Source organism: Limnohabitans sp. (genome assembly GCF_031539105.1).
In the GTDB taxonomy this organism is placed as follows: Bacteria; Pseudomonadota; Gammaproteobacteria; order Burkholderiales; family Burkholderiaceae_C; genus Limnohabitans.
On the sequence record NZ_JAVKLM010000022.1, the window covers coordinates 1 to 25,855 of the forward strand.

Sequence of the window (25,855 nt, forward strand, 5' to 3'; positions counted from 1 at the left end):
AACCGTGACGGATGAGGAATTGACTATGATTGAAAACCGATTGAATCACCGCCCCAGAAAGCGACTAGGATTCAAGACACCTCACGAGGTATTCCATGCCTCGTTAAAGCGTGTTGCACTTCGTCCTTGAATCCGCCTTCTCTTTTAGAAAGAAATTTATGAAAAAGCTCTTACACATCGCCGCTCTTGGGTTTTGCTTGGTCACGGCTCAAGTCCAAGCTCAAGACGAAAAAGTAACGCAAGCCAACAAAACGCCCGCCAAGACCATGGAGGAGAAAAAACCCAAAGGCACACAACAAGACAAGATGAAGCGTTGCAATGCCGAAGCCAAAGGCATGAAAGGCGACGACCGCAAAACAAAAATGAGTGCGTGCTTGAAGGGCTAAAGGTTAGGCGCCAGCAAGCGTTCTAAGTCTTTCACGGGCACGACTTGGCGCTGTGCCAAGTCGTGCACTTGATCGTCGCCAATTCGGCCCACGTTAAAGTACGTCGCCTCGGGGTGCGCCAAGTAAAAACCACTCACGCTGGCAGCGGGTGTCATGGCCAAGCTGCTGGTCAAGCCCATGTCGATGTCCTCGCACTGCAGCAACGCAAACATGTCTTTCTTAGCACTGTGGTCTGGGCAAGCGGGGTAGCCCGGTGCGGGGCGAATGCCTTGGTATTTTTCTTGGATCAGGTCTTGGTTGCTCAAGGCCTCATCTGCCGCGTAGCCCCACAAGTCGGTGCGCACGCGGTGGTGCATGCACTCGGCAAAGGCTTCGGCCAAGCGGTCGGCCAAGGCTTTGAACAAAATGGCCGAGTAGTCGTCGTGCGCTTCGATGAAACGCTTTTCTTGCTTCTCTGCGCCTAGGCCTGCGGTGACCGCAAACAATCCCACATAGTCGGCAGCTTGAGTTTGGTCGGCCACAAAGTCGGCCAAACAACGGTTGGGGTTGTTGTTTGGTTTGACCGTTTGTTGGCGCAAACCGTGCCAGGTCATCACCTGCTGCTGGCGGGATTCATCGGCGTACAAAACAATGTCGTCGCCCACGCGCTGTGCAGGGTACAAGCCCACCACCGCGTTGGCCGTGAGCCAGCGGTTGGCGATGATTTTTTTCAGCATCGCTTGGCCGTCGGCGTACACCTTTTTGGCTTCCACGCCCACGATTTCGTCGTCCAAGATGGCGGGGAATGGACCTGCCAAATCCCAGGTTTGGAAGAACGGGGCCCAGTCGATGTATTTCTCAAGCTCAGCGAGGTCAAAGTTTTTGAACACACGGCGGCCAATGAACTTGGGCTTGGCGGGTGTGTAGTTGTCCCAGCTGATGATCGTGGCGTTGGCGCGCGCTTGGGCCAAGGTCACCAAAGGTGTTTGCTTTTTGTTGGCGTGTTGTTCGCGCACATTGGCGTAATCGGCATTGAGCTCGGCAATGTATTTGGCAGCAAGGTCCGACAACAAACCTTGGGCCACGCTCACGCTGCGAGAGGCATCGGGCACGTACACCACGGGGCCGCTGTAGTTGGGGGCAATCTTCACAGCGGTGTGGACGCGGCTGCAAGTGGCGCCACCAATCAGCAATGGTATTTGACGGTCACGGAAATACGGGTCTTTCTCCATCTCGCTGGCCACGTATTGCATTTCTTCCAGCGACGGTGTGATGAGGCCCGACAAGCCAATGATGTCTGCGTTTTCTTCTTTGGCTTTGGCCAAAATTTCGTGGCAAGGCACCATCACGCCCATGTTGACCACTTCGTAGTTGTTGCACTGCAAGACCACGGTGACGATGTTTTTGCCAATGTCGTGCACGTCGCCCTTGACCGTGGCGATCACGATCTTGCCCTTGGCTTTCACGTCTTCGCCTGCCGCTTCTTGCGCGAGTTTTTCGGCTTCGATGTAGGGCAGCAAATGCGCCACCGCCTGCTTCATCACGCGGGCACTCTTAACCACCTGCGGCAAGAACATCTTGCCTTGGCCAAACAAATCACCCACCACGTTCATGCCGTCCATCAACGGACCTTCGATGACATGCAAAGGGCGACCACCCTTGGACAAAATCTCGCGATACGCCTCTTCGGTGTCGTCGTTGATGAAGTCGGTGATGCCGTGCACCAGCGAATGCGACAGTCGCTGCGCCACACTCACTGACGCGTCAGGTGTGCCGCGCCAAGCGAGTTTTTGGCTGTCGTCTTTGGCGGCGCCTTTGGCGGTTTCCGCCACTTCAATCAGGCGCTCGCCTGGGGTCAGGTGCGCTTCGCCGTCTTTGTATTGGGGCACACGGTTCAGCACCACGTCTTCCACGCGCTCGCGCAGTGTGGGTTCGAGGTCGTCATACACGCCCACCATGCCTGCGTTGACGATGCCCATGTCCATGCCTGCTTGGATGGCGTGGTACAGAAACACGGTGTGAATGGCTTCGCGCACAGGGTCGTTGCCGCGGAATGAAAAGCTCACGTTGGACACACCGCCACTCACCTTCGCGCCGGGCAGGTTTTGTTTGATCCAACGCGTGGCTTCGATGAAGTCCACCGCGTAGTTGTCGTGCTCTTCGATGCCGGTGGCAATCGCGAAGATGTTGGGGTCGAAGATGATGTCTTCGGGTGGAAAGCCCACTTCGTCTACCAACACGCGGTAGGCGCGTTCGCAAATTTCAATCTTGCGCGCATAGGTGTCGGCTTGGCCTTTTTCGTCAAACGCCATCACCACCGCTGCTGCGCCGTAGCGCTTGACCAGCGTGGCTTGACGCTTGAACTCGTCCAAGCCTTCTTTCATGCTGATGGAGTTGACGATGCCCTTGCCTTGGATGCAACGCAAGCCCGCTTCGATGACCGACCACTTGGATGAATCCACCATCACCGGCACACGTGCAATGTCGGGCTCGCCCGCCATCAGGTTAAGAAAGCGCACCATCGCGGCTTGGCTGTCGAGCATGGCTTCGTCCATGTTGACGTCAATCACCTGTGCGCCGTTTTCCACTTGCTGACGCGCCACAGCCAGAGCTTGTTCGTACTCGCCGTTCAAAATCATGCGCGCAAAGGCTTTGGAGCCCGTGACGTTGGTGCGCTCGCCAACGTTGACAAACAAACTGCCCTCGCCGATGGAGACTGGCTCAAGGCCAGACAACTTCATGGGGGGAACTGCAGTGGAATTCATGGGGGTACTCACCTGGGGGCTGACAAAACAGGTGAGCGTCGTTGCAAAAAATTTGCCCCAAGCCTGACTTCACGCGCGAGTCCTAAAGGACGGGTGAAGCTGCAACGCTCCTTGGGGAAGGTTGTATTTTAACCGCTGCACTGCAGCAGACCCCACAGGCCACCGAAAATGCCGCACACACCAAAAATCTTGCGACCCCATCGCAGGTTTCACCCTCACGCAAGGGGTGGAATGCGTTTTTTGGTACGCGTCGTATCGCAAAAACCGGCTCAGTGAGCTTTGAATTTGCTGTGGGCTTTGTAGCCGTTTTTGAAGTTGTCCCACGCCAGCACAGGCGCGTGGGCGCTTAAAAATTCGCGCAGCAATTGGCTAGATTGCAGCTTGCTAAGCGCCAACTTTTCGGAGATCAGCGAACGGTTCACATGGCCGTGTTCTTTGTAAATGGCCATGACGGCATCGACACGGCTCTTGAGGTGACGGCCGGCTGGGGTTTCAATAAATGTTGCTTCTGACATGTCGTGACAATTTTTTCAATTTCACGAATTCTCATAATTTGACTGCCCGCTGTAAATCCGCCAACTGGCGTATACGCCCCTCTTTCCACTCACATTTGTTGCGAGTGAAAAGCAAACTCGCCTCACTTGTACGAAGCGTCCAAGCAGGCGTGCAAAGCATGCGCCGCCGACAAGGTGAACGCATCCGCCCCAAGTGGCCCGACCACCTGCAAACCCACGGGCATGCCATTGGGCGCAAAGCCAGCAGGAATGTTGACGGTGGGTGTGTGCAACACCGTCCATATGCGGCAAAACACGGGGTCACCCGTGTTGTCTAGCCCAAGCGGCGCAGCACCAGGGGCGCTCGGTGCCAACAGCACATCGACCTCTTGAAACACATTGGCCAATTGCGCGCGGCAACGCGCCACCAGCGCTTGGGCTTGGTCGTATTGCTCAACCGTCACAGCCAAACCTGCCTGCACGATGCCCTGCAAACATGGGCTCAGTTGCGCCCAATGGTTCAAGCGCTCAGACGCAAAACACTGAGCTTGCTCTGCCAACTGGATGTAGGTTTGCGCTTGCGCCAACTGTTGGTAGTCCACGGGCAACTGCACGTCGCGAAGCGCCATGCCTGCATTGCCCCGAATGACATCAGCCGCGTTTTGCATGGCAGCCTGTGTTTCGGGCAATGCCTGCGCCCATTCGTAGGTGTGGCAAATGCCCACACGCAAAGGGCGCGACACATGCTCTACCAAGGGGCGCACAAGCCACGTCGAGCGACCCGTTAATGCCGCCGCAAACAAAGCGGCATCGGGCACGCTGCGGGCGATGGTGCCCACGGTGTCCAAGGTGTCAGACAAGGGCTTGGCGCCCGCGCGATTGATGCCGCCAAAGCTGGGCTTGAACGCCACCACACCGCAATAAGCCGCAGGCCGCATGAGCGAGCCTGCGGTTTGTGTGCCCAAAGCCAGCGGCACCATGCCATCGGCCACGGCAGCGGCAGAGCCTGAGGACGAGCCACCGGGCGTGTGCGCGAGGTTGTACGGGTTGCGAGTTTGGTTGGGTTGAAAGGTGGCGAACTCGGTGGTCACGGTTTTGCCCAACACCACCGCACCTGCCTCTCGTGCCAAGGCCACGCAGGTGGCGTCATTCGCGGGTTGATGGCCGGCATAAATGGGCGAGCCATACGACGTGGGCATGTCGGCAGTGGCAATGAGGTCTTTCACGGCAATCGGCAAGCCATGCAGCAAACCTTGATGCGCGCCTTGGTCCAAAGCTTTCGCCCTTGCCAAGGCAGCCTCACGCGCCACATGGGTCCAGGCTTGCACTTGCGGCTCGCGGGCATCGATGCGCTCTAGGCAATCGCGCACCAAGTCTTCAGCACGCAAGGTGCGTTGAGCCAATTGATGTGCGGCCTCGCAGGCGCTCAAGGGAAGCTTTGACATAGGGGGGAGTCTCCGGTTTATGGCTGATGTTCAGCCGCAGTCACGTGCGTTTACGCTGCTTCGCGGTAAAAAGGCCCCGCGCTCAAAGCACGTGCCTTTTGGTCAGCTACTGCGCTGCCAATGGCCGCGATGTGCTCGGGCGTGGTGCCGCAGCAGCCGCCCACGATGTTGACCAAGCCTTCAGCCGCAAACTCGTGCAGCAAGCGGCTGGTCACATCCGGCGTTTCGTCAAAGCCGGTGTCGCTCATAGGGTTGGGCAAGCCCGCGTTGGGGTAACAGCTGATGAAGGTGTCGCCCGCGACTTTGTTGAGCTCTTGGATATAGGGGCGCATCAGCGTCGCACCCAAGGCGCAGTTCAGGCCGATGGCCAGCGGTTGTGAGTGGCGCACGCTATGCCAAAACGCAGTCACGGTTTGACCGCTCAAGATGCGGCCTGAAGCATCGGTCACCGTGCCGCTGATGATCAGAGGCAGGCGCTCGCCCGAGGCTTCAAAAAATTCTTCAATCGCAAACAGTGCAGCTTTGGCGTTGAGCGTGTCAAAAATAGTTTCGACCAGCAACACGTCTGAGCCGCCTTCAACCAAAGCTTTGACTTGGTCGTAATAGGCGGCGCGTAGTTCTTCAAAGTTCACATTGCGCGCGCCTGCATCGTTCACATCGGGGCTGATGCTGGCAGTTTTGGGCGTGGGGCCGACGGCACCTGCCACGAAGCGAGGCTTGTCGGGCGTGCTGTATTTGTCGCAGGCTGCGCGTGCAATGCGCGCTGAGGCCAGGTTCATCTCGTAGGCCAGGTCGGCCATGTCGTAGTCGGCCTGGGCAATGGTGGTGGCGCCAAAGGTGTTCGTCTCGATCAGGTCAGCACCCGCAGCCAAGTAGCGCTCGTGGATGTCACGAATCACGTCGGGGCGCGTGAGGCTGAGTAATTCGTTGTTGCCCTTCACGTCTTTGTGAAAGTCTTTGAAGCGCTCGCCCCTGTATTGCGTTTCGTCTAATTTGAAACGCTGAATCATGGTGCCCATCGCCCCGTCAAGGATGGCGATGCGTTTGGCCAAGATGGCGGGTAATTCTTTTGCGCGTGTGTAGGCTTGAGTCATCCGACCATTGTAAGAAGCAGAGACAATAGGCGGCTCATGCCCTCGTTCACACCCTTATATCCACACGCCAGCGATGTCTGCGCAAGACGAAAGCTGCTGTGTCCACACCGGTGAACCCTCAAGACATCCTGCACGAAGTCTTTGGCTACAACGCCTTTCGCGGCCCCCAAGAAGCCATCGTCAACCACGTGTGCGGTGGCGGCGATGCGCTGGTGCTCATGCCCACGGGTGGCGGCAAATCGCTGTGTTACCAAATTCCGGCCATTGCGCGTCAACGCGCCGGACACGGCATCACCATCGTGGTGTCGCCGCTCATTGCGCTCATGCACGACCAAGTGGGTGCGTTGCACGAAGCGGGTGTGGAAGCCGCATTTTTAAATTCCAGCCTCAGCGGTGAAGAAGCCAACGCGGTGGAACAACGCCTGCGCCGAGGCGACATCACCCTGCTGTACGCCGCGCCCGAACGCATCACCACGCCGCGGTTTTTGGCGCAACTCGATGCCCTGCACGAGCAAGGCCAGCTCAGCCTTTTCGCGATTGACGAAGCGCATTGCGTGAGCCAATGGGGCCACGACTTCCGCCCCGAATACCGCGCACTCACCGTGCTGCACGAACGCTACGCGGGTGTGCCGCGTATGGCGCTGACCGCCACCGCTGACGCGCTCACGCGGGCCGACATTGTGGAGCGCTTGCAGCTCGAAGACGCGGAACAGTTCGTCAGCAGCTTTGACCGCCCGAACATCCGTTACACCATCGTTGAGAAAAAAGATGCTTCGCTGCAACTGCTGCGTTTCATCCAGCGCGAACACACAGGCCCCGACTGGCAAGACAGCGGCATCGTGTATTGCCAATCGCGCAAACGCGTAGAAGAAGTGGCCAAGAATTTGTGCGACGCAGGCATCGCCGCCCTGCCGTATCACGCGGGCTTGGACAGTGCCATTCGACAGAAACACCAGAACCGCTTTTTGCGTGAAGAAGGTTTGGTGATGGTGGCCACCATCGCATTTGGCATGGGCATCGACAAGCCGGATGTGCGCTTTGTGGCGCACTTGGACATGCCCAAAAACATCGAAGGCTATTACCAAGAAACCGGCCGTGGCGGCCGCGACGGCCAAGCCGCCCATGCGTGGATGGCCTACGGCTTGAACGACGTGGTGAACCAACGCCGCATGATCGACGAAAGCCCTGCAGCCGAAGATTTCAAACAAGCCATGCGCGGCAAGCTAGATGCGCTGCTGGCCTTGGCCGAAGCCACGGACTGCAGACGGGTGCGACTGCTGGGCTATTTCGATGAGACCTACAAATCAGCCGAGGACGGGCAAGTTCGGTTGACTTGTGGCAACTGCGACAACTGCCTACAGCCCCCAGACATTTGGGACGGCACAGAAGCCGCCCGCATGTTGCTATCCACCATTTACCGCGTCAAGCAGCAAAGCGGCATGTCGTTTGGCGCGGGCCACATGATGGACATCTTGCGTGGCAAAGCCACCGAGAAGGTGAGCCAATATGGTCACGAGAAACTCAGCACCTTTGGCATTGGCGCGCATTTCAGCGAGGTGCAGCTGCGCGGTGTGCTGCGCCAACTGATTGCCTTGGGGGCTTTGGGCGTGGACGCGCAAGCCTTCAACACCTTGTATTTGACCGAGGCCTCACGCGCCGTCCTGAAAGGCGATGTGTCGGTGCGGCTGCGTGCCTCGGTGTCCACCCCCGCGGACCGCAAAGGCGACCGCAAAGCCAAGGGTGCCAGCGGCACCTCCAAACCCGCCCCCATTGCGCTGGACGATGCAGGCCAACAACGCTACGACGCCCTCAAAGCCTGGCGTGCCGAGGTGGCACGTTCGCACAACTTGCCCGCCTATGTCATCTTCCACGACGCCACATTGGCAGCCATTGCGCAAGCCGAACCGCAAGACCTGGAAGCCCTGCAAGGCATTGCTGGCATCGGGGCCAAAAAACTCGAAGCGTATGGCGACGAAGTGCTACGCGTGGTGGCCCTGCCGGCTTAAAACATCGGCATGCCGGGTTGACTCTGTCGCGGCAAGGACAGACTTACGGCATAAGTCCCCTAGAATCTCACACAACACAAATCCCTCTTTAGGAGTCAACACATGTCCGAACACCAACACGCACACAGCAGCGAGCAAGACGTTGTTGAAGCCATCGTGCCGATGATGCCCATCGTGCTTCCGCTGGCTGGCGGCGTACTCATGTTTTTGATGATCTTCATCGCCATGTTCATGGCTTAAAGTCTTGATGGGGCCTACGGCTTGTCGGCCTCACCCATCAAAAGCGCCTTTTTAGGCGCTTTTTCTTTGTAACTTACACCTAGGGCCTTACTCTAGAAGTTACACAAAACAACCTACTAAGTAATACTTTTTGAGGTTTTCATGTAACTCTTAGGGTTTTTGCAAGCTTGGGACAGGCCAGAGTTTCATAAAATAGACATTCGCTCGGTGTAGGCCAGCGGCAATGAATTGAGGTCAGCGCCTCGCAGCAACGCGCAGGGCTCTGACCTCAATTTTTTGACTTAGGAGCTTTTCATGAACATCCATGCACCCGCATTTGTAAAAAACCCCAAGCTGGTCGCTTGGGTCGGCGAGATGGCAGCCTTATGCAAACCCGACACCGTTTACTGGTGTGACGGTAGCCAAGAAGAATACGAGCGCTTGTGCCAATTGCTGGTTGACAACGGCACCTTCAAAAAGCTCAACCCCGCCAAGCGCCCTAATTCGTTCTTGGCTTGCTCTGACCCAACTGACGTGGCGCGCGTGGAAGACCGCACCTACATCTGTTCAGAGAAAAAAGAAAACGCCGGCCCCACCAACAATTGGATGGCCCCCGCCGAAATGCGCACCACCTTGCAACCATTGTTTGACGGCTGCATGAAGGGCCGCACCATGTATGTGATTCCTTTCAGCATGGGCCCCATGGGCTCACACATTGCGCACGTTGGCATTGAGTTGTCCGACAGCCCCTACGTTGCCGTGAGCCAAAAAATCATGACCCGCATGGGCAAAGCTGTGTACGACGTCATCGGTACAGATGGTTCATTCGTGCCTTGCGTGCACACCGTGGGCGCACCTTTGACAGCCGGCGAAGCCGACGTGAAGTGGCCATGCAACAAAACCAAATACATCGTGCACTACCCAGAGACCCGCGAAATCTGGTCTTACGGCTCAGGCTACGGCGGCAACGCTTTGTTGGGCAAGAAGTGCTTTGCTTTGCGCATCGCGTCCAACATGGGCCGCGACCAAGGATGGTTGGCCGAGCACATGCTCATCTTGGGCGTGACCAACCCACAAGGCAAGAAGTACCACGTCGCAGCCGCTTTCCCCAGCGCTTGTGGCAAAACCAACTTCTCTATGTTGGTGCCGCCTGAAGGCTTCGATGGTTGGAAAGTCACCACCATCGGTGACGACATTGCTTGGATCAAGCCCAACGCTGACGGCAAGTTGTACGCCATCAACCCAGAGGCCGGCTACTTTGGCGTCGCCCCTGGCACCAACTTCCACACCAACCCCAACTGCATGGCCAGCTTGGACAAAAACGTCATTTACACCAACGTCGCGTTGACCGACGACGGCGACGTGTGGTGGGAAGGCATGGAAAAAGACACCGGCCAGTTGCCAGACCACTTGATCGACTGGCAAGGCAAAGACTGGACCCCTGCCATCGCCAAAGAAACTGGCGCCAAAGCAGCCCACCCCAACGCGCGCTTTACTGTGGCTGCCACCAACAACCCAGCCTTAGACAGCCAGTGGGACGACGCCAACGGCGTGGCGATTGACGCGTTCATCTTCGGCGGCCGCCGCTCCACCACAGTGCCTTTGGTCACCGAAGCACGCAACTGGACCGAAGGCGTTTACATGGCTGCGACCATGGGCTCTGAGACCACCGCTGCCGCCGCTGGCCAACAGGGCGTGGTGCGCCGTGACCCCTTTGCCATGTTGCCTTTCATGGGCTACAACATGAGCGACTACTTCCAGCATTGGCTCGACATGGGCGACAAGCTCAAAGCGGGCGGCGCCAAAGTGCCATCGATTTACTGCGTCAACTGGTTCCGTAAAGGCGACGACGGCAAATTTGTGTGGCCAGGCTACGGCGAAAACATGCGCGTCTTGAAGTGGATGATTGACCGCATCGAAGGTCAAGCCAAGGGCAAAGAAAACGTGTTCGGCGTGAGCCCCACGTATGAAGAAATCAACTGGACTGGTTTGAACTTCACATCGGAACAATTCAACACCGTCACCAACATCGACAAAGCCGCTTGGGTGGCTGAGTTGAAACTGCACGAAGAATTGTTCACGCAGTTGGCTTACCACTTGCCCGCAGAGATGACGACCACCAAGGCGGCTCTGGCTGCTCGTTTGGAGGCCTAACAGCTGCATCGGCACACAGCCCTGGCTGTGTGCTGTGCGCGTTGACCGTTCAAGGCCATAGCCCCGCAAGCTGCAAAGCTTGCGGGGCTTCTTGTTTGGCACTCCTGTTTGCGCGGCAATTCATGCTGTTCGTATGCAAAGGGCTTTGCCTTTTACAAGACAATCCATTCTTCACTGTTTTTAACGCTGGCTGCTCAAGCCAGCGACCGCTTTCAAAGGCCTCTGTCGTGAACACCACCCTCGCATCTGCCCTGCGTACCGCTGCCCTGATCTTCGGCGTGGCCGCCTTGCCCGCCTTCGCGCAAAACATTATCAAAATCGGTGAGATCAACAGCTACAAAGCCCAGCCTGCTTTCCTTGACCCCTACAAAAAGGGCATGGAGTTGGCGGTGGAAGAAATCAACGCCGCGGGTGGCGTGAACGGCAAGCCGCTGCAACTCATCACCCGTGACGACAACGCCTCTCCCGGCGACGCTGTGCGTGCCGCCGAAGAACTGCTGAGCCGCGAGAAGGTCGATGTGCTCTCGGGCGCTTTCCTGTCGCACATCGGTTTGGCGCTGGGCGACTTTGCCAAGCAGCGCAAGGTGTTCTTCCTCGCGGGTGAGCCGCTGACCGACAAATTGGTGTGGCAAAACGGCAACCGCTACACCTACCGCCTGCGCGCCAGCACTTACATGCAAGTGGCCATGTTGGTGCCCGAAGCCGCCAAGCTCAAGAAAAAACGCTGGGCCGTGGTGTACCCCAACTACGAATACGGCCAGTCGGCTGCCGCCACCTTCAAACAACTGTTGAAGGCTGCGCAGCCTGATGTGGAGTTTGTGGGCGAGCAAGCGCCAGCACTCGGAAAAATTGATGCAGGCTCGGTGACGCAAGCTCTGGCCGACGCCAAACCCGACGCCATCTTCAACGTGTTGTTTGCCACCGACCTGTCCAAGTTTGTGCGCGAAGGCAACACACGCGGGCTGTTCCAGGGCCGCGAGGTGGTGAGCCTCTTGACCGGCGAGCCCGAGTATTTGGAACCGCTCAAAGACGAAACGCCCAATGGCTGGATCGTGACCGGCTATCCGTGGTACGGCGTGCAAACACCCGAGCACAAAGCTTTTTACTTGGCCTACCACCGCAAGTACAACGACCATCCTCGCTTAGGCTCGGTCGTAGGCTACAGCATGATTCAGGCTTTGGCTGCAGGCATTGGTAAGGCCAAGAGCACTGAGACTGAAAAACTGGTCACGGCGTTCAGCGGCTTGAACTTCACCACACCATTTGGCAAAGCCACCTTCCGCAAACAAGACAACCAGTCCACCATGGGCGCGTTCTTGGGACGCACCAAAAACGAGAATGGCAAGGGCGTGTTGGTAGACTACCGCTACATCGATGGCGCCACTGTGCAACCCAGCGATGACGTTGTGAAAAAACTCAGACCGAGCAATTAAACGCCGTTCAAACCGAACCCACAACGCCCGCCTCTTGCGGGCGTTTTAATTTCAAACCGACACACCTGATGGACGCCGCCAGTCTCTTTGTACAAGCCCTCAACGGGTTGGCCAGCGCGTCGTCTTTGTTCTTGGTGGCGGCGGGTTTGTCGCTCATCTTTGGCGTGACGCGCATCGTCAACTTTGCACATGGCTCGTTCTTCATGCTGGGTGTGTATGTGGCTTACTCGCTCGTGTCACACGCTGCGCCGATGGTGTCGTCGGCTTTGAGCGTTGTGCTTGGCGGTGCAGCCAGCCAAACCACCGCCTACTTTTTGCTCATGCTGTGCGCAGCACTCGTCACGGGTGTGTTGGGCGCATTGGTCGAGGTGCTGGTGCTGCGCCGCATTTACAAAGCGCCAGAGTTGTTTCAATTGCTCGCCACCTTTGCCTTGGTGTTGGTCATTCAAGACGGCACGCTGATGTTTTGGGGCGCAGAAGATTTGCTGGGGCCACGCGCACCAGGACTGAGCGGTGCAGTGGACATTTTGGGCCGCCGTTTTCCCACCTATGACCTGTTTCTAATTGCCATGGGCCCATTGGTGTTGGGCGTGCTGTGGTGGTGCTTGCAGCGCACGCGCTTTGGCGTGTTGGTTCGGGCTGCCACGCAAGACCGCGAGATATTGGGGGCCTTGGGCGTGAACCCCCGCCACTTGTTCACCGCAGTGTTTGCCCTGGGCTGCGCACTGGCGGGCTTGGGCGGCGCACTGCAACTGCCACGCGAGCCCGCGCACTTGGGGCTAGACATGGTCACCATTGGTGACGCGTTTGTGGTGGTCGTGGTGGGTGGCATGGGCTCCATCTCGGGCGCGTTTGTGGCGGCTTTGTTGATTGCCGAAATCAAAGCGCTGTGCATCGCCGTGGGCACGGTGGAAATTTTAGGTGTGTCGTTGGCATTTTCCAAGCTCACACTCGTCGCGGAATTTTTGGTGATGGCTGCGGTGTTGATGGTGCGTCCTTGGGGTTTGATGGGCCAAGCGCAAAGTGCGCTGCGTGCAAACTCAGAACAAGAAAGCCCACTTGCTTTGGGCGGTGTTCGCTCACAGCAGGTATGGCTGTGCGTGGGTGCTGCGTTGTTGGCGTTGCCTTTGTTCACTGCGGACTCGCCGTACACGCTGGTGTTGGGCATTGACCTGCTCATAGCTGCCTTGTTCGCGGCCAGCTTGCACTTCATCATGGGGCCTGCGGGCATGCACTCGTTTGGCCATGCCGCTTACTTTGGCGTAGGCGCGTATGCGGCGGCGCTGCTGGTGTTGCGTGCGGGTGTGTCTAGCGAAGCCGCGTTGTTGTTGGCACCGCTCGTCAGCGCTTTGGTCGCAGCGCCCATCGCGTGGTTTGCGGTGCGTTTGTCTGGCGTGTACTTGGCCATGCTGACTTTGGCGTTTGCACAAATTGTGTGGTCTATTTGTTTTCAGTGGGACGACTTCACGGGCGGTAGCAACGGCATCACGGGGGTGTGGCCTGGTGGTTGGTTACAAGACAAGGCCATGTATTACTGGCTCACCTTGGCTTTGGTGGCTGCCAGCGTATTGGCGCTGCGCCGTGTGCTGATGTCGCCCCTCGGTTACGCGCTGCGTGCCAGCCGTGACTCGGTGGGTCGTGCCGAAGCGATGGGCCTTGATGTGGCGCATGTGCAGTGGTTGGGCTTTGTGGTGGCTGCAGGCTTTGCAGGTCTGGCAGGTGCTTTGTTTGCGTTCTCGAAAGGCAGCATCTCCCCCGATGTGTTGGGCGTGAGCAAATCGGTCGATGGTTTGGTCATGGTCATGCTCGGCGGCGTGCACACGCTCGTTGGCCCTCTGGTGGGTGCGGTGACCTTCACGGCGTTGCAAGACAGTTTGGCCCGCAGCACTGATTATTGGCGTGCAGTGCTAGGTGCCAGCATGTTGCTATTGGTGCTGGTGTTTCCGCAAGGCATTGCGGGGTCAGTTCAGGCTTTGTGGTGGCGTGTGCGAGGTGCATCCACATGAGCTTGTTAAACGTTCACCATCTAAACAAAGCCTTCGGAGGCAACCATGCCGTGAACGATGTGTCGTTCAGTTTGCAAGCCGGCGAACTGCTGGCTCTCATCGGCCCCAACGGCGCAGGCAAATCGACCACCTTCAATTTGGTCAACGGCCAGCTCGCGCCTGACAACGGCAGCATCACCTTGGACGGTGTATCGCTGCTAGGTCGCAAACCGCACGAGCTGTGGCGCATGGGCGTGAGCCGTACGTTTCAAATGGCACAAACGTTTGGTTCGCTCACGGTCGCTGAGAACGTGCAAATGGCGTTGCTGTCAGCCGATGGCCATTCGCTTTCTCCTTGGCAACGCGCCACGCACTACCGCCGTGCAGATGCGCTACAGCTTTTAGAAAGCGTGCAGCTAGACACACAAGCTAAACGCCCTTGCAGCGAACTCGCCTACGGCGATGTGAAACGCCTTGAACTCGCGATGGCGTTGGCCAACGAACCGCGCTTATTGCTGATGGACGAACCCACCGCTGGCATGGCCCCCGATGAGCGCCGGGCTCTGATGTCGCTCACACGCAGCCTGGTGAACCAACGCGGCGTGGCCGTGCTGTTTACCGAACACAGCATGGACGTGGTGTTTGAACATGCCGACCGCGTGCTGGTGATGGCGCGTGGCGCACTGATCGCAGAGGGCTCACCCGCGAAAATTCAAGCCGACCCGCATGTGCAAGCCGTGTACTTCGGCAGTGGCAAAGCGTTGGGTACTTCGGAAAAGCTACAAGGGACATCAACGACACGCATCGCACCGAGCCATGACACACCACTGCTAGACGTTCACGGCTTGAGCGCTTGGTACGGGGCTGCCCAAGTGGTGTTCGATGCAAAACTGCAAGTGCAACGCGGCGAAGTGGTCGCGCTGATTGGACGCAATGGTGCAGGCAAGTCCAGTGTGCTCAAAGCCATCATGGGCCTGATGCCGCGCAGCTCAGGCCGCGTGATTTTTTCGGGACATGACATCTCACAGGCTAAGCCCTATCAAGCGGCACAGTTGAGGCTTGGCTATGTGCCAGAAGACCGCCGCATCTTCACCGATCTCACTGTGCTGGAAAATTTACAACTCGCAGTGAACACCAAGCGCAATTTGGCGCATTTGTCAGCCAACGCGTTGACTGACGCAGACCTTAGTGAGCACACGCCACCATCTTGGTCGCTCGAGCAAATCTTTGCGCTGTTTCCTAACTTGGCGGACATGCAACAACGCCCCGCCAGCCACATGAGCGGCGGTGAACAGCAAATGCTCACCGTCGCCCGCACCCTCATGGGCAACCCGCTGATGGTGTTGCTAGATGAGCCTTCTGAGGGCGTGGCGCCTGTCATCGTCGAACAAATGGGCGAAATGATTTTGGCGCTCAAACGCCAAGGTGTGAGCGTGCTGCTGTCCGAACAAAACACGCACTTCGCGCAGTGGGTGAGTGACCGCAGCTACACACTAGACCGCGGTGTGCTGTCGGCCTAAACGTTAAACCGCTTGCGGCCCTGGCTTGCCGCTCTTCACCCTATAACTGGCCTGCGTTTTAAAACCGGTCTCTACGCCCGCTGGAAACTTGGTGGTTCTAAAGTCACAGCGCACTTCTTTGGGTGTGACGGTGATCAAGCTGAAGCCCCGTTCATCGGAACGGTAATGCAGCAAGTCGGGGTTGCTCTCGCGAATCACCGCCGCAGGCTTGTCGCCCAAACCGCGTGAGGTGATGGAGGTGGTCACAAACTCGCTGGCCACAATGGGCGACTGTGGGTTGTTTGGCTCTAGCCGCAAATTGGCCGCCACATTGCAGTGCACATCACCGCCTAGGGTGACCACGTTGTTCAGCTTGGCATCGACCACTGTTTGCAACAGGCGTTTGCGCGCCTCGGGGTAGCCGTCCCACGCCTCGTTCCAATAGCTGCGACCCACGGGCGCAGGCACATTGGTGGGGCTAATTTGTGTGGCTTGGGCCACCAGTTTCCATTGACGTTTGGATTGACTCAAGCTGTCGCCGAGCCACCGCTCTTGCGTTGCACCCAGCATGGTGCGCGCGGGGTCGTTGAGCTCATCGCACTGCATCACCATACGGCCACCGCCGCGCACGGGGTCTCGGCAGGCTTGAGCGCTGCGGTATTGGCGGCAATCGAGCGTCCACACATCGGCCAACTTGCCCCAGCTGAGTTGGTCATACAAATGCATGTTGGCCGGGTTGTTCGCATCAGGCCCAAGCAACACGGGTTGGTGTTCAAAATACGCTTGGTACGCTGCCGCGCGGCGCAACAAAAACTGCTGCGGGTCGGAGTAATTGCGATCCATGTCGTTGGCATAGTCGTTGACCACTTCGTGGTCGTCCCACATCAACACCCATGGATGTGCGGCATGCGCGGCCTGCAACATCGGGTCACGCTTGTATTGTTCGTAACGCTCACGGTACTGCGGCAATGTTTTGGGCTCTTCACCGCTGTGTTTGCGAATGGCGTATTGCGAGTTGCTACTTTCATAGATGTAGTCGCCCATGAACAACACAAAATCGAGTGCTTGTTTGGCAATCTCGGCGTGCGCGGTGAACTGCCCTTGCTCGTAATGCTGGCACGACGAGAGCGCGATGCGCAGTTGACGCACATCGGCATTCAGCGCGGGTGCCGTGCGCGTGTGGCCCACGGTGCTGCATGCATCGCCTTGGGTGAAGCGGTACCAATAATCGGTACTAGGCTGCAAATTTTGCAAGTGCACATGCACGCTGTGACCGCGCGCGTCGTCGGTCATGATTTCCGTTTTTTGCACGCGGCGTTTCAGCGCAGCATCGGCAAACACCTCCACCTTCACACGCAAGGCTTCGGCGCCTGTGGCGCGGTCTTCCTCACCAAAGAGCAAACGTGTCCACAACACCACCGAATCGGCACGGGGTCTGCCACTGGCCACGCCCAATGCAAAAGGGTTGCTGCGCCAAACGCGCGGCTTGTCTGCCGGCGCTGCGACTGCACGCAGCCATGGAGCCAGCGCCAAAGCGATGGCGCTGCGTTGCAGATGTTGGTTAAATTCGCGTCGTTGCATGGATGGGCTCACTGGTGGAGGCGATCATGTTAATCGCCCAACATCTGAGGCCTCCAGACTTAACGCTCGCGCAGCGCTTGGGACACGTTTTGCAAGGGTCGGAACAGGTATTCAAGCACGGTCTTTTGACCCGTACGAATTTCAACCGTGGCTGTCATGCCAGGTGTTGGCTCTATCTTCATGCCCTTGCGCACCAGGTTGGGGTCCTTGATACGCACCATGATGCGGTAATAACCTTCTTCCATGTCTGCGGGGTTTGCGCCTGGTTTGCGTTGCTGACGTTCGTCCTTCAGCGTGTCTGGGCTTAGATGCTCCAACTCGCCATCCAAACCGCCGTATTTGTTGAAGTCGTACGACGACAACTTGACCACCGCTTTTTGACCCACCTTCAAGAAGGCGACCTCGGATGGTTTCACGTAGGCTTCGACCATCATTTCGTCTTCGGTCGGCACAATTTCCAAAATCGGCTGTCCCGCTTGAATCACGCCACCCAAGGTGGTGACTTGCACATTTTTCACAACGCCCTTCATGGGTGATTTGATGGTGGTGTGCAAATAAGCATCTTCACGCGCTGACGCGTTTTCTTTGGTTTGCGACAACTCGGAGGACACACGTGTCAACTCAGTATTGGCATCGGTGATGTAGCGATTTTTACGTTCAGCACGTTGGCCCATCAGGTCGGCTTGTTGACGCTTCAAGCGCAACAACTCCACCTCAGACATCACACCACCCTTGACCAAAGGCGCCGTCAGCGTGATCTCACGGGTGATCGCAGCCAACGAAGCGTCCAAGGCTGCCAACGACTCCATCAATGCCTTTTTTCGCGCTTGGTAGGCCTGCGTTTCTTGCGTCACGAGTTGAGGCTCATCTTTTAGTTGCGGCGGAAATTGCAGCGCTGAGTCGCTGGACTCGGCACGCAAACGCGCAGCAATGGCCAACAATGACAAGTACTTTTCATTCGCCTCGCGGTAGCCAGCGCCTGAGCGTGCATCGTCCATTTGCAGTAACACTTGGTCTTTTTCCACCACGTCGCCTTCGCGAACCAGCATTTCCCGCAACACACCTGAGTCCAAACTTTGAATGATTTGTTCACGGCTGGAGGGAATAATTTTTCCCTGACCTCGCGTGATTTCATCCAAGCTGAAAAACCCAGCCCAAATCAATCCAAAAAACAAAGTGGCGGCTGTAGACCACACCAAGATTCGGCTGGCTTTGCGCTCATCGTCTTCGACGGTGCGCACACCAAACCCTGCTGCTTTTTTGTCGTCTTGCCACAGTTCAGCCCATCTGGCGCACACCACATGGGCCTTCGCCCAGTAAGACGTTTCTTTTTCATTCATGCTTGTGCTCCGGCCACCTTCACGTCGATGCCACGCGACAACTTGTCAATCATTTCTTGCTTGGGTCCGAGCATCACGCATTGACCCGCTTCAATCACCGCCACCACATCAGCCCACTCCAGCAGCTGGGGGCGATGCGTTGACATCATCAAGGTCCGGCCCTTGAGCCACTCTGTGAGCACGGCAATCACATGCGCTTCGGTGTTGCCGTCCATGTTGGCTGTTGGCTCGTCCATGAACACCAACTGTGGGTCGCGCAGCATCATGCGCGCGATAGACAACAGCTGACGCTGGCCGCCAGACAAACCACCGCCAGCTTCGGTGATGGGCATGTCTAAGCCACGCGGGTGTGCTGCAACCATCTCATACAGGTTCAAAGTTCTGAGCACATCCATGATCTTGGTGTCGCTGATCCATGTCTCGGACAGCACCATGTTCTCGCGCAACGTACCCATGAACAGCTGGGACTCTTGGCCCACGTAGCCCATGCAGCTGCGCACCTCGGCGGGTTCGATTTGCTGCATCTCCACACCATCAAGACGAACGCTGCCACCCTGCGGTGTGTACAAGCCCGCCATCAAACGCAGCAGCGTGCTTTTGCCGCTGCCCACGCGTCCCAACAGAGCCACGTGCTGGCCTGGTTCAACCTTGATCGACAGGCGCTTGATCACCGCAATGGCGTGCTCGCCGGGGTAACCAAAGTCCACCGCTTGCGCTTCTAGGCCACCCGCGATGTGCTCAGGCACCACGTAGGTGCGCCCGGCCACACGGTCGCGTGGCCGCTTTAACAAACCATCTAAGGTTTCGAGCGATGACACTGCTTGTTGATAACGCGAAGCCAGTGACATCACCGCACCCAATGGGCCCAACGCGCGGCCAGCCAAAATAACAGAGGCGATCAAACCGCCCAAGGTCAGCTGGTTTGCATGAATCATGTACACGCCGGCCACCACCATGATCACGGTCACCAATTGCGTCACGGCCGTGGTGCATCCCATGATCCAGTTGGTAATTGAGCGAATTTCTTTGTATGAGTCTGAGCCTGCTTTGTTAGACGCTTCCCAGCGTCGTTGCAAATAATTTTCAGCGTTATGCGCTTTCAGCAGCTCTAAATTCAACACGGACTCAACCAGCACGCTTTGCTTGTCGCCCGCTTCTTTCATGTTGGCGCGCATCGCTTTCATGAGAGGCTTTTGTGCCCACAAGCCCTGCAACACCAAGATAGGCACAGCCAAACCAGGAATCCACGCCAACGGCCCACTGACCAGGACAATCAGCAACAGATACATCAAGACGAATGGCATGTCAGCCAAAACGACCAACGAAGCGGAAGAGAAAAAATCGCGCAATGACTCAAAGTCACGCATGGAACTGGCAAAGATGCCCACCGATTGCGGGCGGTTTTCAAGGCGAATGCCCATCACCTCGCGCAACAACGTGGCGTTGATAGCGAGATCGGCTTTTTTACCGCCCAAGTCCACCAAGCGCGCTTTGAGCCAACGCATGATGAACTCCATCACAATGGCCACCGACGTACCAATAGCCAAGGTCCACAACGACGCATAGGCTTGTGTGGGCACCACGCGGTCATACACGTTCATGGTGAAAAAGACGCTTGCCAGTGTGAGGATGTTGGCCACCACCGTGGCAATCATGGACTCGACGTAAAAGTGACGGAAGCGCCACAGCGTGCCCCAAAACCAACTGAACGCCGCGCCTTGCATAGGCGCCAAAGTTTGGTCGTTGCGTTTAGGCGGCAACTTCACAATCAGAATTTCTTCGCGTGACAAACCTTGCAATTGTTCAAGCGACACACGGTCATCTTGCGCACCCGACTCTGCCCACCGAACCACTGCGGTGCTGCCCTCGATCGCGCGCAACACGCAAGCGCGGCCATCCACCAGCGACACCAGTACGGGCATCACATAGCTTGGGATATCGGACAATTTTTTCCTTGACCAGCCGGCCAACAAACCATGCTGGTGCGCCAAATCTGGATAAGCCTCTAAAGGAATACGCCCTGCATCATCTAACGCAAAGCCTTGTCGCATCGCCGGCACATGCAACGGTTGGCCCAATTGCTTGGCCACCAAGGCCAGACACACCAACAGTGCGTCCGCGGAACCATCCGCTTGTTCAAGAGCTCTCATCGCTTAAAACCTTTTGGCCAAATCACCCATCGCGGCCAACAGACGGGCGCGGGCAATGTATTCGTCATATTGCGCCGTTTTTGCAGCGCTTTGGTAACCAAACGCCTCGGCTTGAATGTTGAGTAAATCCAAGAGTTGGCGACGCGCCAAACGGAACTGCTGGCGATAGCCTTCGACCACCTTGTCGCCCACGCGGGCTTGGCTTTCGCCTTGAACAGCTCGCCCTTGGGCGTTGACACACTCTTGATATGCCACACTCGCTTTTTCGCGGGCCAATAAGCGTGTTTCTTCTAAACTATTTTGTGCCGTCGTGAGTTGACTGACTGCTGTTCGCACCCCGGCCGAGGTAGCTCCCCCACTGTAGAGTGGCATGTTCAGTTGCAACTGTGTAAAGGTATCTTCTTTGTACGTTGTTATAGAACCAGAGGTGATGGGATTGAGTTGACGCGTCGCCGTTAAATCAACGGTTGGCCAGTACTGCCCCCTGGCCAAACTCACCGCCGCCTCTGCGGCTTCGACTTGATATTTTTGTAGCGCAATAGAGGGCAGCTCATCCGACACACCGTCCATCACCTGCTCTATGCTTTGAGGCACTTGCCCTAAGCGGCCCCCAGAATGGGTTGTTTCTTGCAAACCATTGGGCTTGGCTGGCAGTGTGCCTTGCCAAAAACGGCTCAGGCGCTGGCGAGCTTGATGCAGTTCGGTTTGTCGTTGCAATTTGACCAACGAGGCGTTGTCCATGCGCACTTGGGCTTGCTCTAAATCGATGCGGCGGCCTGTGTCGACATTCACAATCTTTTGAATGTCATCTAAGGTGATGCGATGTGAATCTAGGTTCTTAGAAGCCAACTCGAACATTTCCAGCGCACGGGCCCAGTTGATATAAGCCTCGGCTGCCAACAAGGCCACGTCGTCGCGGGTGAGCGCCTCTTGAAACTCGCTGCTTTGCGTCAAAGCCTCGGCCTTACGCGCATCGGACTCAATGCGGCCGCCTGACCAAACATTCAAGCGTACCGACGGTGTGCTTGTCTTGGGCTTAATAGATGCGGGCAAATTGCTGTTGGCATATTGGCTGCGCGCCAAGCCGTAGCTGACTTGGGGCATGTGCGCGGCACGGGCACGGTCAATGTCTGAGCGCTGCGCATCGGTCTTGGCCTTAGCCGCCAGCATGCTGGGATACATGGCCAATGCGTTTTGAACCACGTCTGTGAATGACTGCGCCTGAGCTTGCAAGCCAAAAACCAGCATGGCTGAAGCAACGCAAACCAAATTGATTTGTTGTTGTTTTGTTTTCATATTTGATAGTTTCTATCAATATATGATTCGAAATATTAAAACTTGTAAACCAATTGAACTCTTTAAATTTCTATCCATAACAACAAATCGCGAAAACATTAAATAGGGCTTATTCCTTTAGCGTAAATGATGGCGATTCGCCCGTCTATACGCCAACGAGCGTATGGGCGGGGTTTGCAGCGGCTCACGTGTCTTCAGCGCGAGTGATTTTCTGTCTGGCTTCGCGACATGCGTTCGCTTTTCCAATACACATCGTCTCCGCCATTCATGCGGTTGAGCACGCGAGCCAACACAAACATGAGGTCGCTTAAACGGTTGAGATACTGGCGAGGCGCTTCGCCAATGGCCTCTTCGTTGCCCAAGGCCACCACCGCGCGTTCGGCACGCCGCGCCACGGTTCGGCACACATGGGCAAGTGCAGCGCCACGGATGCCTGCAGGCAGGATGAATTCTTCGAGTTTGGGCAACTTGGCGTTGTAGGTTTCCAACGCGGTATCTAGGGCTTGCACGGCCTCGTCTTTGAGCAACTCAAAGCCAGGAATAGACAACTCGCCTCCGAGATTGAAGAGTTGATGCTGAATGTCAACCAGCACATCGCGCACATCTTGAGGGATGTCTTCGCAAAGCAACACGCCGAGGTGTGAGTTGAGTTCGTCCACCTCGCCCATGGCATGCACGCGCAAGCTGTTTTTAGAAACGCGCTGGTTGTTGCCCAAGCCGGTCGTGCCAGCGTCACCCGTGCGGGTGGCGATTTGTGAAAGTCGATTGCCCATGTGCCTTGCCTCAGTGTTTTGGTTTGGCTTATTTTGCCTGTCACGCACGTTCTCTGGCTGACAGGGTCATCTTCTTAGAATTGGGCATTGCTCAGGAGATCCCACATGAACGCCCCCACCCATCACCAACACCTCACCCCTGCTGTGTCACAACGCGAGGTGCCTGCCGAAATGATTGCCGCGCTACAAGCCCGATTTGGCACGAACTGTTCCACGGCGTTGGTGGTGCGCGAGCAGCATGGCCGTGATGAGTCGCCCTTCACACATGTGCCACCGCCTGCCGCGGTGGTGTTTGCCGAGAGCACGCAAGATGTATCAGATGCAGTGACGTTGGCAGCGCAATACAAAGTGCCAGTGATTCCGTTTGGTGTGGGCTCTTCTTTAGAAGGTCATTTGCTGGCGGTGCAAGGCGGCATCAGCGTGGATGTGAGCCGAATGAACAAAGTGCTGAGCATCAACGCCGAAGACTTGACGGTGACGGTGCAACCCGGCGTGACGCGCAAACAGTTGAACGAAGAAATCAAAAGTACGGGCCTGTTCTTTCCCATTGACCCCGGCGCAGATGCGTCCATCGGCGGCATGTGCGCAACGCGGGCGAGTGGTACCAATGCGGTGCGCTACGGCACGATGCGTGAAAACGTGCTGACGCTAGAGGTGGTGACCGCCAGTGGTGAGGTGATTCGCACAGGCACGCGCGCCAAAAAGTCGGCCGCAGGCTACGACCTGACGCGCCTGTTTGTGGGCAGCGAGGGCACGCTGGGAGTGATGACCGAAATGACGCTGCGTATTTACCCATTGCCCGAAGCGGTATTGGCCGCGGTGTGTTCGTTCCCCAGCATTGAAGCGGCGGTGCACACGACGATTGCCACCATTCAAATGGGGGTGCCGATTGCGCGTGTAGAGCTACTCGACGGTGGCTCGGTGCGCATCGTGAACAACTATGCCAAATTAAGTTTGGCTGAAACGCCTTTGTTGTTGATGGAGTTTCACGGCTCGCCCGCCGGTGTGAAAGAGCAAGCAGAAACGGTGCAAGAAATAGCCTCTGAATATGGCGGCGTGGCCTTTGAATGGGCCACCACACCCGAGGAGCGCACCCGCTTGTGGACGGCGCGACACAACGCATACTTTGCCGCCATTCAAAGCCGGCCCGGTTGCCGTGCGGTAACCACCGACACCTGTGTGCCCATCAGCCGTTTGGCAGATGCGATGCTAGATTCGATTGCTGAGGCCGATGCGTCTGGCCTGCCCTACTTCTTGGTAGGCCATGTGGGCGATGGCAATTTTCATGTGGGGTATTTGATTGACCCCAACAACCCAGACGAACACGCGTTGGCCGAAGACCTGAACCACAAACTGGTGAACCGCGCATTGAGTTTGGGCGGCACCTGCACAGGTGAGCATGGCATTGGTTTGCACAAGATGGATTTCTTGCTGGCCGAAACCGGCGAAGGTGCGGTGAACTTGATGCGTACCATCAAGCAGGCGCTAGACCCGCACAACATCATGAATCCAGGCAAGATTTTTTCTCTGTGAGCATCTGCACCACTTGAGCGCAGACTTTGGCGGCATCAAAGGGTTTCAGCACCACGGCATTCACGCCCGCAGCCGCGAAGCGCTCTAAATCGATCGGGTTGACGTTGGCCGTCAGGCCCAACACTGGCGTATCGCACGTCGGCTGCGCAAAGCTCGAACGCAGCGCCGTGGTGGCCTCAATGCCGTCCATTTCAGGCATCACCATGTCCATCAAAATCACATCAAAGTCTTGTTGACGCAATGCCTCTAAGGCTTTGACACCATTCTCAGCTTCGACCAGTTCACAGTTTTTCCAATTATTTTTAAGAATTTGACGGACCAACAAGCGGTTGATGGGGTGGTCATCCACCACCAAAAAGCGCTGCACCGTTTGTGTGGCGGTGAAGGTAATTTTTACTTTTGGCGTTTCTTCTTTTGGCGCCGCCACCTCAACCAGTGGCAACGTGAACCAAAACATAGAGCCTTGCCCTGGCATGCTTTCAAAGCCAATGTGCCCGCCCATCAACTCCACCAAGCGCTGCGTGATGGACAAGCCCAAACCATTGCCACCGTAGCGTGATTGCGTGTCATCTTCAGCTTGCACAAAGCGCTGGAAGATTTTGGGTTGTTGCGCTTCGGGAATGCCAATGCCAGTGTCGCGCACAGAAAAATGAACGCACAAGGGCTGACGACGCACGGCCAAAGTGACATGCCCTAAGTGAGTGAACTTGATGGCGTTGCCCAACAAGTTCACCAAAATTTGCATCAAACGATGACGGTCTGCGCACACCCAGTGCGGTACGTTGTCATCAATGGTGCAGAGGTATTTCAGATGCATGCTTTCGACGCGCTGTGCAAATAAATCAAATGCGGTGTTGACGGTATCGCGCAACGCAAATGTTTCGGCTTGCACATTGATCTTGCCTGCTTGCAGCTGTGAGTAGTCGAGCACGTCGTTGATCACGGTCAGCAAGTGGTCTGCCGACTGGCGTGTGTGATTGAGAATTTTCAACGCTTGTGGATTGTCTGACACGCGCGCCAACAGCATGTTGTTGAAGCCCAAAATCGCATTCATGGGCGTGCGCAATTCGTGGCTGACGGTGGCAATGAATTGTTCGCGCAAAGCCGCTGTGCGCAAGAGTTCTTTGCGCTTGTCTTCCAGTTCCAAATTGCGCTGGGCGCTGGCCGCGTAAGCGCGACGAAACAAGCTGTCATACAAAAGCGGCACAGTGATGACGATGAGTGTGACCACCGTATAACTGGCAAATGACGACATGATCTGAGCCGCCCCCAGCGTGGGGTTATCTGGCAACCATGCATGCCAGGTGATGTAGGTCATGACTGCCTCATCAAGCAACACAATGAGCAACCACACCAAACCTGAGAAGCGACTGACCGCATAAAAAGGCACGAGCGGAATAGCGGTCATCCACGCCATGCGCGGAGAGAAGATGCCACCTGACATCCACGCGGCATAGCTGACTTGCAGCAAAGCCGCAAGCAGCCCTATATTTACCGCCCACTGCAAAGGCAGCCCCCAGGTGAACAAGACCATCAGCACAAATACGACCGCAGCAAACACCAGCGGTACAGGCACACCATTGGGATAGGGTGTGATCACGGCCAAGATGGTCATGACAAAAATCAACAGCCAAGCCACAAAAAAGAGATACGGCAGGCGCCCTTCTTGAAAGCGTTTGGGCAATCGCGGTACGGCCCAAGCGGTGAATTGGTCAAGCATGCT

The 25,855-nt window shown here is 56.8% G+C and carries 18 protein-coding genes, 1 pseudogene and 1 riboswitch; of the genes and pseudogenes, 9 read left to right on the forward strand and 10 right to left on the reverse strand.

Annotated features, from left to right (window positions below; all coding sequences use genetic code 11):
- Together RMR24_RS05830 and RMR24_RS05835 are read left to right on the forward strand one after the other, a co-directional pair.
- A pseudogene (locus RMR24_RS05830) lies at positions 1-130 on the forward strand (IS30 family transposase); the annotation flags it as partial.
- Between the two features lie 28 nt (positions 131-158).
- Positions 159-386, forward strand: coding sequence for a PsiF family protein (locus tag RMR24_RS05835; RefSeq protein ID WP_310614143.1), 228 nt, complete (start codon positions 159-161; stop codon positions 384-386).
- Here the strand turns inward: RMR24_RS05835 and metH are convergent.
- The 4 genes from metH to RMR24_RS05855 all read right to left on the reverse strand — a co-directional run bounded on the left by metH (position 383) and on the right by RMR24_RS05855 (position 6,163).
- Positions 383-3,106 carry a methionine synthase gene (metH, locus tag RMR24_RS05840; protein ID WP_405023315.1) on the reverse strand — a complete coding sequence of 908 codons (2,724 nt, stop codon included), beginning with the start codon at positions 3,104-3,106 and terminating at the stop codon, positions 383-385. The two genes, RMR24_RS05835 and metH, sit on opposite strands and share 4 nt — an antisense overlap.
- A gap of 50 nt (positions 3,107-3,156) precedes the next feature.
- A riboswitch (S-adenosyl-L-homocysteine riboswitch) is annotated at positions 3,157-3,249 on the reverse strand.
- 150 nt (positions 3,250-3,399) lie between these two features.
- Entirely contained in the window at positions 3,400-3,645 is a 246-nt protein-coding gene (locus RMR24_RS05845) for a hypothetical protein (RefSeq protein ID WP_310614145.1), read from the reverse strand.
- A gap of 122 nt (positions 3,646-3,767) precedes the next feature.
- Positions 3,768-5,069 carry an amidase gene (locus RMR24_RS05850; RefSeq protein WP_310614146.1) on the reverse strand — a complete coding sequence of 434 codons (1,302 nt, stop codon included), beginning with the start codon at positions 5,067-5,069 and terminating at the stop codon, positions 3,768-3,770.
- 50 nt (positions 5,070-5,119) lie between these two features.
- A complete protein-coding gene (locus tag RMR24_RS05855) occupies positions 5,120-6,163 on the reverse strand; it encodes a homocysteine S-methyltransferase family protein (RefSeq protein WP_310614147.1) in 1,044 nt (347 codons plus the stop codon).
- Between the two features lie 98 nt (positions 6,164-6,261).
- Here RMR24_RS05855 and recQ point away from each other — a divergent pair, with 98 nt between their 5' ends.
- The 6 genes from recQ (at position 6,262) to RMR24_RS05885 (ending at position 15,480) form a co-directional block, all read left to right on the forward strand.
- Positions 6,262-8,169 carry a DNA helicase RecQ gene (recQ, locus tag RMR24_RS05860; RefSeq protein WP_310614148.1) on the forward strand — a complete coding sequence of 636 codons (1,908 nt, stop codon included), beginning with the start codon at positions 6,262-6,264 and terminating at the stop codon, positions 8,167-8,169.
- 102 nt (positions 8,170-8,271) lie between these two features.
- Positions 8,272-8,409 carry a hypothetical protein gene (locus RMR24_RS05865; protein WP_310614149.1) on the forward strand — a complete coding sequence of 46 codons (138 nt, stop codon included), beginning with the start codon at positions 8,272-8,274 and terminating at the stop codon, positions 8,407-8,409.
- 294 nt (positions 8,410-8,703) lie between these two features.
- The gene (locus tag RMR24_RS05870) at positions 8,704-10,542 is read left to right on the forward strand and encodes a phosphoenolpyruvate carboxykinase (GTP) (protein ID WP_310614150.1); all 1,839 of its coding nucleotides are present in this window, start codon (positions 8,704-8,706) and stop codon (positions 10,540-10,542) included.
- Between the two features lie 251 nt (positions 10,543-10,793).
- Positions 10,794-11,975: an ABC transporter substrate-binding protein gene (locus tag RMR24_RS05875; RefSeq protein ID WP_310614335.1), complete on the forward strand. Its 1,182-nt coding sequence runs from the start codon at positions 10,794-10,796 to the stop codon at positions 11,973-11,975.
- 68 nt (positions 11,976-12,043) lie between these two features.
- The gene (locus RMR24_RS05880) at positions 12,044-13,981 is read left to right on the forward strand and encodes an ABC transporter permease (RefSeq protein ID WP_310614151.1); all 1,938 of its coding nucleotides are present in this window, start codon (positions 12,044-12,046) and stop codon (positions 13,979-13,981) included.
- Entirely contained in the window at positions 13,978-15,480 is a 1,503-nt protein-coding gene (locus tag RMR24_RS05885; RefSeq protein ID WP_310614152.1) for an ATP-binding cassette domain-containing protein, read from the forward strand. Before RMR24_RS05880 ends, RMR24_RS05885 begins: the two co-directional genes overlap by 4 nt.
- Positions 15,481-15,483: 3 nt before the next feature.
- Here RMR24_RS05885 and RMR24_RS05890 read toward each other — a convergent pair whose 3' ends face one another.
- From RMR24_RS05890 to RMR24_RS05910, 5 genes are all read right to left on the reverse strand, one after another.
- The gene (locus tag RMR24_RS05890; RefSeq protein WP_310614153.1) at positions 15,484-17,040 is read right to left on the reverse strand and encodes an alkaline phosphatase D family protein; all 1,557 of its coding nucleotides are present in this window, start codon (positions 17,038-17,040) and stop codon (positions 15,484-15,486) included.
- 59 nt (positions 17,041-17,099) lie between these two features.
- The gene (locus tag RMR24_RS05895) at positions 17,100-18,380 is read right to left on the reverse strand and encodes an HlyD family type I secretion periplasmic adaptor subunit (RefSeq protein WP_310614154.1); all 1,281 of its coding nucleotides are present in this window, start codon (positions 18,378-18,380) and stop codon (positions 17,100-17,102) included.
- Positions 18,377-20,530 (reverse strand): type I secretion system permease/ATPase, encoded by a 2,154-nt coding sequence (locus RMR24_RS05900; protein ID WP_310614155.1) that lies wholly within the window; start codon positions 20,528-20,530, stop codon positions 18,377-18,379. The genes RMR24_RS05895 and RMR24_RS05900 overlap by 4 nt, the downstream gene beginning before the upstream one ends.
- A gap of 3 nt (positions 20,531-20,533) precedes the next feature.
- Positions 20,534-21,826 (reverse strand): TolC family protein, encoded by a 1,293-nt coding sequence (locus RMR24_RS05905; RefSeq protein WP_310614156.1) that lies wholly within the window; start codon positions 21,824-21,826, stop codon positions 20,534-20,536.
- 194 nt (positions 21,827-22,020) lie between these two features.
- Positions 22,021-22,599 (reverse strand): cob(I)yrinic acid a,c-diamide adenosyltransferase, encoded by a 579-nt coding sequence (locus RMR24_RS05910; RefSeq protein ID WP_310614157.1) that lies wholly within the window; start codon positions 22,597-22,599, stop codon positions 22,021-22,023.
- A 105-nt stretch (positions 22,600-22,704) separates the two neighbouring features.
- On the opposite strand from RMR24_RS05910, the gene RMR24_RS05915 reads away from it, so the two are divergent.
- Entirely contained in the window at positions 22,705-24,132 is a 1,428-nt protein-coding gene (locus RMR24_RS05915) for an FAD-linked oxidase C-terminal domain-containing protein (RefSeq protein ID WP_310614158.1), read from the forward strand.
- Here the strand turns inward: RMR24_RS05915 and RMR24_RS05920 are convergent.
- Positions 24,101-25,852, reverse strand: coding sequence for an ATP-binding protein (locus RMR24_RS05920; protein WP_310614159.1), 1,752 nt, complete (start codon positions 25,850-25,852; stop codon positions 24,101-24,103). The genes RMR24_RS05915 and RMR24_RS05920 overlap by 32 nt on opposite strands.
- Positions 25,853-25,855: the final 3 nt, after the last annotated feature.

Bases quoted from the DNA above. Each gene is read 5' to 3' on its own strand.
- RMR24_RS05900 (WP_310614155.1), bottom strand. From the start codon at position 20,530: ATGAGAGCTCTTGAACAAGCGGATGGTTCCGCGGACGCACTGTTGGTG.
- RMR24_RS05850 (WP_310614146.1), bottom strand. From the start codon at position 5,069: ATGTCAAAGCTTCCCTTGAGCGCCTGCGAGGCCGCACATCAATTGGCT.
- RMR24_RS05910 (WP_310614157.1), bottom strand. From the start codon at position 22,599: ATGGGCAATCGACTTTCACAAATCGCCACCCGCACGGGTGACGCTGGC.
- RMR24_RS05870 (WP_310614150.1), top strand. From the start codon at position 8,704: ATGAACATCCATGCACCCGCATTTGTAAAAAACCCCAAGCTGGTCGCT.
- metH (WP_405023315.1), bottom strand. From the start codon at position 3,106: ATGAAGTTGTCTGGCCTTGAGCCAGTCTCCATCGGCGAGGGCAGTTTG.
- RMR24_RS05845 (WP_310614145.1), bottom strand. From the start codon at position 3,645: ATGTCAGAAGCAACATTTATTGAAACCCCAGCCGGCCGTCACCTCAAG.
- RMR24_RS05905 (WP_310614156.1), bottom strand. From the start codon at position 21,826: ATGAAAACAAAACAACAACAAATCAATTTGGTTTGCGTTGCTTCAGCC.
- RMR24_RS05835 (WP_310614143.1), top strand. From the start codon at position 159: ATGAAAAAGCTCTTACACATCGCCGCTCTTGGGTTTTGCTTGGTCACG.
- RMR24_RS05890 (WP_310614153.1), bottom strand. From the start codon at position 17,040: ATGCAACGACGCGAATTTAACCAACATCTGCAACGCAGCGCCATCGCT.
- RMR24_RS05880 (WP_310614151.1), top strand. From the start codon at position 12,044: ATGGACGCCGCCAGTCTCTTTGTACAAGCCCTCAACGGGTTGGCCAGC.
- RMR24_RS05855 (WP_310614147.1), bottom strand. From the start codon at position 6,163: ATGACTCAAGCCTACACACGCGCAAAAGAATTACCCGCCATCTTGGCC.
- RMR24_RS05920 (WP_310614159.1), bottom strand. From the start codon at position 25,852: ATGCTTGACCAATTCACCGCTTGGGCCGTACCGCGATTGCCCAAACGC.
- RMR24_RS05865 (WP_310614149.1), top strand. From the start codon at position 8,272: ATGTCCGAACACCAACACGCACACAGCAGCGAGCAAGACGTTGTTGAA.
- RMR24_RS05915 (WP_310614158.1), top strand. From the start codon at position 22,705: ATGAACGCCCCCACCCATCACCAACACCTCACCCCTGCTGTGTCACAA.
- RMR24_RS05885 (WP_310614152.1), top strand. From the start codon at position 13,978: ATGAGCTTGTTAAACGTTCACCATCTAAACAAAGCCTTCGGAGGCAAC.
- RMR24_RS05895 (WP_310614154.1), bottom strand. From the start codon at position 18,380: ATGAATGAAAAAGAAACGTCTTACTGGGCGAAGGCCCATGTGGTGTGC.